Source organism: Komagataeibacter sp. FXV3, from assembly GCF_015155755.1.
In the GTDB taxonomy this organism is placed as follows: Bacteria; Pseudomonadota; Alphaproteobacteria; order Acetobacterales; family Acetobacteraceae; genus Komagataeibacter.
Map to the genome: position 1 here is coordinate 1 of NZ_VWPI01000046.1, position 7847 is coordinate 7847.

Below are 7847 nucleotides of genomic sequence, written 5' to 3' on the forward strand. Positions count from 1 at the left end.
CCTCAGCCTGGCGGATCACACCCATGATCTGCGCGTCAGTAAAGCGATCACTCTTCATCAGAATCTCCTCATCCTTACGCTGAGAAAATTCTCATTCAAAAGCCACTCTTTTTATGGGGGGATTACCGCGACATAGAGCAGGCGGCGCTCTTCCTCGATGTCGTCCTGCTCACCGGTGGCCAGATCGGATGGAATGCAGCCATCCACCACATTCATCACGAACACGTTCTTCCACTCCTGCCCCTTGGCGGAATGAATGGTCGAGAGGATCAGATAATCTTCATCCAATAACGGTACGCCGGCCTGGTCGGATGTGGCATCCGGCGGGTCCAGCGTCAGTTCCGTCAGGAATTTCTCCCGTGAGGGATAACTGCCAGCGATCTGTTCCAGCTGCACCAGATCGGCCAGGCGGGTGGAGGCGTCCTCATGCAGCCGCTCCAGATGCGGTTCATACCAGTAGCGTACAGCCGCGATCTCGCCCGGCCAGCCGACCTGATGGCTGCCAAGAGCGGTCAGCAGGTTCACGAAACCCGTCCAGGCTTCGCCACTCCGCTGCGGCGCTTTCACATCCTTAAATGCCTCGAAGGGATGAGCACTCTCGCCCATCGTATCCAGCACGCGCCGGGCTGAGGTCGGCCCCACGCCCGGCAGAAGCTGCAGGATCCGGAAGCCCGCAATGCGGTCGCGCGGGTTCTGGACAAAGCGCAGCAGCGCCAGCACATCCTTCACATGGGCGCTGTCGAGAAACTTCAGGCCGCCGAACTTCACGAATGGGATATTGCGCCGGGTCAGTTCCACCTCCAGCGTACCGCTATGGTGCGAGGCCCGGAACAGCACCGCCTGCTGCTTCATCGGCGTTCCAGCCTCACGTTCTTCCAGCACCCGATCGGCGATATAGTTCGCCTGAGCAGTGTCGTCCCGGATGGTGACCAGTCGTGGTTTTTCATCCGAGGTCCGTTCGGTCCACAGATCCTTGGTGAACCGCTCGGTTGCTTCCCCGATCACCGCATTGGCTGCATCCAATATAGGTTTCGTGGAACGATAGTTCCGGTCCAGCGTCACGACGCGGGCTTCAGGTTTGAACTCTCCCGGAAAATCAAGGATGTTACGCACGGTCGCGGCCCGGAAGGCATAGATCGACTGCGCGTCATCACCCACCACCGTCAGGCCTCGCCCGTCCGGTTTCATGCCCAGCAGAATGTCCGCCTGCAGCCGGTTGGTGTCCTGATACTCGTCGACCAGCACATGATCCCATTTGCCACCGATGTCAGCGGCCAGCACCGGATCGCTGACCATCTGCGCCCAGCACAGCAGCAGGTCGTCGTAATCCAGCACCCCCTGTTCCTGCTTCGCCGTGACATAGCCTGCAAAGAGCTGTTTCAGCTGCGCTTCCCAGCCCGCGCACCACGGATAGTGCTTCAGCAACACGTCGGCGAGTGGTGCGCCCGAGTTCACCACACGGGAATAGATCGCCAGACAGGTGCCCTTGCCGGGAAACCGCTTTTCGGTTTTCGAAAACCCCAGATCATGCCTGATCAGATTCATCAGATCGGCGGAATCCTCCCGATCATGGATCGAGAAGGCCGGGTCCATGCCGATCTGCTGGGCATACTCCCGCAGAAGCCGCGCGCCGATGGAATGAAACGTCCCGGCCCAGGCCAGCGCGTCGGCCAGAGGCCCGGCTTTGTCGCCGAGCACCGTTTTGCAGATGCGTTCCACCCGTCGCGTCATCTCGACACTGGCCCGACGCGAGAAGGTCAGCAGCAGGATACGGCGCGGATCGGCGCCCGAGGCGATCAGATGCGCGACCCGATGGGCCAGCGTGTTGGTCTTGCCCGATCCGGCCCCGGCAATGACCAGCAGCGGGGGTGAATCCGCCCCGCCTGCCGAGACTCCGGTCCCGTGCGTGACGGCCTGTCGCTGGGCGTCATTCAGACGGGACAGATAATCGTCGCTGTTTGAGGCGGGAGAAGTCTCTGAATTCAATTCCTTAAGGTACCTTCACCAATAATTCCGGGTGGTTATGCGCCCCGCATCATGCCTGACGCGGTGCGAATTTGCATTGACTTCCATCGTCACATCGGAACAAATCACGAACATATAATCATGAATTCCGCCTGCACAAGGGACATCGAGCCGTGAAATGACTGCTGAACTCAATAAAAAATCCGGTCTGGAGACGCTTCGGGCTGCGATCAGCCGTCTCGAAGGGCATAGCGACCGACGCCGCAAGATGCTGCCTTTTGGCGTGCGCGAGATCGACAGCCGCCTGCCCGGTGGCGGGCTGGCGCTGGGTGCGTTGCACGAGGTGGCGGGCGGCGGCAACGATGCGCTGCACAGTGCGGCGGCCGGACAGTTTTGCGCCGGCATTGCGGCCCGCACGCGCGGCAAGGTGCTGTGGATCGTCACCCGCCAGGATGTGTTCGCCCCTTCCCTGAAGCAGGTAGGGCTGTCGGCACGCCGGACTATCTATGTCGAGGCGGGATCGGACGTCGATGTGCTGGCCTGTTTCGAGGAAGGACTGCGGCATGGCGGCCTCGGGGCCGTGGTCGCCGAGGTGGCGCGTCTGTCCATGACGGCCTCACGCCGCCTGCAACTGGCGGCCGAAACGTCCGGCTCCCTGGGCATCGCCATCCGACGCTGGCGGCGGCAGACGGATGCGGCAGATTTTGGCCAGCCCACGGCTTCCGTCACACGCTGGCGGGTCTCCGTCCTGCCATCCGTGCCTTTACCGGTGCCCGGTGTGGGAAGACCGCGCTGGTTGCTGGAACTCATCCGCGCCCGCGCAGGCGAATGTGCCGATTTTGAAGTGGAGGCCTGTGATGCCAAAGGAAGGCTCGCTCCATGCAGCCCGATCGCGGATCGTCTCTCTTTACCTGCCGCTCTGGCCGACGGATCGGATCAGGAAGCGGCTGGGCAAAGACGCGCCCGCGCCTGAGGTGCCGCTGGCCCTTGTCGGACGGGAAGGACGACGACGGGTCTTACTGTCAGTCGATCTGGCCGCCCGGAAGCTGGGGCTGCGCCCCGGCATACCAGTCGCCAAGGCCCAGGCGCTCTATCCCGATCTAGTGCTGATGGACGCCGATCCCGAGGGCGACCGGCTGGGTCTGGAAAAGCTGGCGCTGTGGTTCCAGCACAGGATCGCGCCCATCGTGGCCGTCGATGCGCCTGACGGGCTGGTTCTGGACACGACCGGAGCGGATCACCTGCATGGCGGTGAACTTCCCATGCTCAAGGACATGGTTCATCGTATGGCGGGCGCCGGCTTTCGGGCAAAAGCTGTGGTGGCGGACACATGGGGCGCCGCACACGCCATAGCCCGCTATGGTCGGGCGCCGATTGCCATTGTACCCTCAGGCGGGACAGATTCTGCGCTGGCCGATCTTCCTCTTGAAGCGCTACGCCTGCCCTCCACCATTATCGAGGGGCTGGCCACGCTGGGTGTAGCCCGCATCGGGCCGCTGGCCGCCATGCCACGGGCGCCGCTGACCCTGCGTTTCGGCCCGGATGTGGCCCGCAGGCTGGATCAGGCTTTCGGGCGCATCGGAGAAGCCATCGTTCCGGTCCGCCCTGTCGATCCGGTCGAGGTCAGCCGGAACTTTGCCGAACCTATCGGAGCGGCCGAGACCATCGCGCGTTATATTGGCAAGCTGGTGCCGCTGCTCTGCCAGGGGCTGGACGAGCGCGGACAGGGCGTGCGCCGTCTCGACCTGCTGCTGCATCGGATAGATAGCCGGACCGAGGCGATCCGTGTAGCGACGGCCATGCCGGTGCGCGACGTCAAGCGCCTGACCCGACTGCTGTGCGAGAAGATCGAGACCATCGATCCGGGGTTCGGCATTGAGCGCATGGTGCTGATCGCCTCACTGGCCGAACCGATGGACCGGCGGCAGACCGTGTCCTCCCTGATCGCGGAGGAAGAAGCCGATGTGTCCGACCTGGTCGACACGCTGGCCAATCGTGTGGGCACGCAGGCGCTGTACCGGTTTGCCCCGGTGGAAAGCGACCTGCCCGAACGCTCCTTCTGCCGTGTGCCTGCACTGGCGCCCGAGGAGACAAAGGACTGGCCAGACCACTGGCCGCGTCCGACACGCCTGCTGGCGCGGCCCGAGCCGGTGCAGGCCATGGCGGAACTGCCGGACCAGCCACCGCTGTTCTTCATCTGGCGGGGCGTGCGACGGAAAGTAAAATGCGCCGACGGGCCGGAGCGGGTCTTTGGCGAATGGTGGAAGAATGACGCGGAACTGACCATCGCCCGGGATTACTTCCGGGTGGAGGACACCAGCGGTGAGCGCTTCTGGCTCTACCGGGCCGGCGATGGCGAGCATGGCGAGACCGGCTCGCAGGGCTGGTTCCTGCATGGGATCTTCGGATGAACACCTCGGCACTGCGTTACGCCGAACTGCAGGTGACGACCTATTTCTCGTTCCTGCGTGGAGCCTCCTCGCCGATCGAACTGTTCGAACAGGCAAAGGCGCTAGGCATCGAAGCCCTTGGTATCTGCGACCGCAATTCACTGGCAGGAATGGTGCAGGCGCATGGAGCGGCAAAGCAGGTCGGGCTCCGGCTTGTCGTGGGCTGTCGCCTCGATCTGGCCGATTTCCCGGCGATGCTGGTCTATCCGACCGACCGCGCGGCTTATGGCCGTCTCTGCCGACTGCTGAGCCTCGGCAAGGCACGAGCCGGCAAAGGCAAATGCCATCTGCTCTGGGAAGACTTGATCGCCTGGGGCGAGGGCCTGATCGTCGTCATGATCCCGGACACGGCAGATGATGCCTGCGCCCTGCATCTTCGCAAGCTGAAAGACGCCTTTGCCGACCGCGCCTATATGGCGCTGACACTGCTGCGCCGTCCCAATGACCAGATGCGGTTGTATGAACTGGCGAACCTGGCGCATCAGGCACGCTTGCCAACGGTCGTGACCAATGACGTGCTGTTCCACACCCATGACCGGCGCATCCTGCAGGATGTCGTCACCTGTATCCGGCATAATACCACCATCGACGAAGCGGGGTTCGTCCGCGAACGTCACGCGGACCGCTATCTCAAGCCACCGCAGGAAATGGGCCGACTGTTCGGTCGCTATCCCGAAGCGGTGGCCCGCACCCTGGATATCGTGGAGCGCTGCCGCTTCTCGCTCGACGATCTGGCTTATCAGTACCCCGATGAAGTCTCCGTGCCCGGCCAGACACCGCAACAGGCGCTGGAGGTGCTGACCTGGGAGGGCGCCCGTTCCGTCTATCCGGATGGCGTACCGGATGACGTGGCGGAAACGCTCCGCCATGAACTCCGCCTGATCGGGCGGATGCAATATGCGCCGTACTTCCTGACCGTGAACAGCATTGTCCGCTATGCACGCAGTCAGGACATTCTCTGCCAGGGCCGTGGCTCGGCGGCCAATTCTGCGGTCTGCTACGTGCTGGGAATTACCGCCATCGATCCGGCCCGCAACTCCCTGCTATTCGAACGCTTCGTCTCCGAGGAACGGGGCGAGCCGCCGGACATCGACGTCGATTTCGAACACGCACGACGCGAGCAGGTTATCCAGTGGGTCTATGAGCATTACGGTCGCGACCGCGCGGCGCTGACGGCGGTGGTGATCCGCTATCGCGCCAAGGGAGCGCTGCGTGACGTCGGCAAGGTGATGGGCCTCCCCGAAGACCTGATCCGAACCCTCTCGGGTCAGATCTGGGGCTGGGGGCGCAAGCTGGACGATGAGGCTCTCAATGACACCGGCATTGACCTGTCCGACCGGCGCATCCGCCTGACCCTTGATCTGGCCCGCTGCCTGATCGGCGTGCCCCGCCATCTGTCGCAGCATCCCGGCGGCTTCGTGTTGACGCATGACCGGCTGGATGAACTCGTACCGATCGAACCCGCTTCGATGGAAGCCCGTCAGATCATCGAATGGGACAAGGACGATATCGACGTCCTGAAATTCATGAAGGTCGATATCCTCGCTCTGGGCATGCTGACCTGCATGAAAAAAGGGCTGGACCTTCTGGCCGAACACAAGGGTCAGCGTTTCACGCTCCAGAGCATTCCGGCCGAGGATCCGCGCACCTACGCCATGATCAGGAAGGCCGATACGATCGGCGTGTTCCAGATCGAAAGCCGGGCACAGATGTCCATGCTGCCACGGCTCAAACCGCGTGTGTTCTACGATCTGGTCATTGAGGTCGCGATCGTGCGTCCCGGCCCCATACAGGGGGATATGGTCCATCCCTATCTCCGCAGGCGCGAAGGGATAGAACCGGAAAACTATCCCACTCCGGAACTGGAAAAGGTTCTGAAAAAGACACTCGGGATCCCGTTGTTTCAAGAACAGGCGATGCAGGTCGCCATGATCTGTGCGGGGTTTACCGCGGCCGAGGCCGATCAGTTGCGTCGGGCCATGGCGACTTTCAAGAATACTGGTACCGTCTCGCAGTTTCAGACGCGGCTGATCGAAGGTATGCGCGCCAATGGGTATGATGAGGAATTCGCCGAGCGGATCTACCAGCAACTGGAAGGCTTCGGTTCCTACGGATTTCCCGAGAGCCATGCGGCGAGTTTCGCCATTCTGGCCTATTCATCCTCATGGATGAAATGCACCCATCCAGATGTGTTTCTGGCCTCCCTCCTGAATTCCCAGCCGATGGGATTCTATGCGCCGGCACAACTGGTCCGTGATGCGCGGGAACATGGCGTGGAGGTCCGACCTGTCTGCGTGAACGCCTCGCGCTGGGACAGCACGCTGGAAGGGCCGGAAAGCCCCAACGGGATGTTCGCCGTGCGGCTGGGCATGAGTCTGGTCAAGGGGCTGGCCAACGACGATGCGGCCCGGATTGTTGCCGCACGCGCCTCCCGCCCGTTTACCTCGGTCGATGACCTGTGGCGTCGGGCCGGTGTTAAGGCAGCAGCCCTGACCCATCTGGCCGAGGCTGATGCGTTCCGGCCCTCGCTCAGGCTGGCACGACGCGAGGCTCTCTGGGCGATCAAGGCTCTGCGCGATGAGCCATTGCCGCTGTTCGCGGCAGCGCAGGTGACAAAGGAAGCGAAAGAACCGGATGTGCTGCTGCAGCCCATGCGCGATGGGGCCGAGGTGGTGCGGGATTACAACCGACTTGGCCTGACTCTGCGGGATCATCCGCTGACCTTCCTACGCGAGGATCTTCAGACAAAGGGCATCATCTCCTGTCGGCAGGCGCTGGCCGCGAAAGATGGGAAGCGTCTCACCGTGGCGGGGCTGGTTCTGGTTCGGCAGCGGCCCGGCTCCGCCGAAGGCGTGGTGTTCATGACGCTGGAGGACGAGACGGCCAACATGAACGTCATCATCTGGCCCGATATGTTCGACACTAACCGGCGCGTGGTGCTGGGCGGCCAGATGCTGGCGGTGACAGGCATGCTCCAGAAGGAAGGTGACGTCGTGCATCTGGTAGCAAAAGAGATCACCGACCTTTCCGGGCTGCTCGCGGACGTCGGTAATCGCTCCTCTACGGAGACCACTTATGACAGCGCTTCCGCCGGTGAGCGTATCGTCGTCACATCGCGTAATTTCCACTGATCAATAAGGCCGCCGATAAAGCTCACGCCATCGTGAAAAGCCTCGTTATGAGCCCAAACTACGCTGCGCTTTCAGTCCCATTTGCATCCTATACGCATCCTGCGGCCTGTTCCGGGCACAAAAAAAGCCACCCGTTGGGGTGGCTTTTCTGTTGTCTTATCAGACGTTTATTCATGGTTGCGGGGGCAGGATTTGAACCTGCGGCCTTCAGGTTATGAGCCTGACGAGCTACCGGGCTGCTCCACCCCGCGGTGGTGAGGGGTGACTGGAAGACCTGGCGGCGACCGACTTTCCCGTGCCT

General features: G+C 62.4%; 4 protein-coding genes and 1 tRNA gene. 3 read left to right on the top strand and 2 right to left on the bottom strand.

Translation table 11 applies throughout. The features are described from left to right. Positions 1 to 111: 111 nt before the first annotated feature. Positions 112 to 1986: an ATP-dependent helicase gene (locus F1542_RS04580; protein ID WP_227672479.1), complete on the bottom strand. Its 1875-nt coding sequence runs from the start codon at positions 1984 to 1986 to the stop codon at positions 112 to 114. A 157-nt stretch (positions 1987 to 2143) separates the two neighbouring features. Between F1542_RS04580 and F1542_RS04585 the strand changes: the two genes are divergently transcribed. The 3 genes from F1542_RS04585 to F1542_RS04595 are packed head-to-tail and all read left to right on the top strand — an operon-like array spanning position 2144 to position 7546. Then, positions 2144 to 2938, top strand: a complete 795-nt coding sequence (locus F1542_RS04585) for an ImuA family protein (protein ID WP_193732003.1) — start codon at positions 2144 to 2146, stop codon at positions 2936 to 2938. Continuing rightward, the gene (locus F1542_RS04590) at positions 2823 to 4376 is read left to right on the top strand and encodes a DNA polymerase Y family protein (protein WP_227672480.1); all 1554 of its coding nucleotides are present in this window, start codon (positions 2823 to 2825) and stop codon (positions 4374 to 4376) included. Before F1542_RS04585 ends, F1542_RS04590 begins: the two co-directional genes overlap by 116 nt. Next, entirely contained in the window at positions 4373 to 7546 is a 3174-nt protein-coding gene (locus tag F1542_RS04595) for an error-prone DNA polymerase (RefSeq protein WP_193732004.1), read from the top strand. Before F1542_RS04590 ends, F1542_RS04595 begins: the two co-directional genes overlap by 4 nt. A 174-nt stretch (positions 7547 to 7720) precedes the next feature. Here F1542_RS04595 and F1542_RS04600 read toward each other — a convergent pair. Beyond that, positions 7721 to 7797 (bottom strand) — tRNA-Met (locus F1542_RS04600). Positions 7798 to 7847: the final 50 nt, after the last annotated feature.

What these genes read in the sequence shown, in the direction of transcription:
- F1542_RS04585 (WP_193732003.1), top strand. Translation starts at nt 2,144, where the DNA reads ATGACTGCTGAACTCAATAAAAAATCCGGTCTGGAGACGCTTCGGGCT.
- F1542_RS04590 (WP_227672480.1), top strand. Translation starts at nt 2,823, where the DNA reads ATGCCAAAGGAAGGCTCGCTCCATGCAGCCCGATCGCGGATCGTCTCT.
- F1542_RS04595 (WP_193732004.1), top strand. Translation starts at nt 4,373, where the DNA reads ATGAACACCTCGGCACTGCGTTACGCCGAACTGCAGGTGACGACCTAT.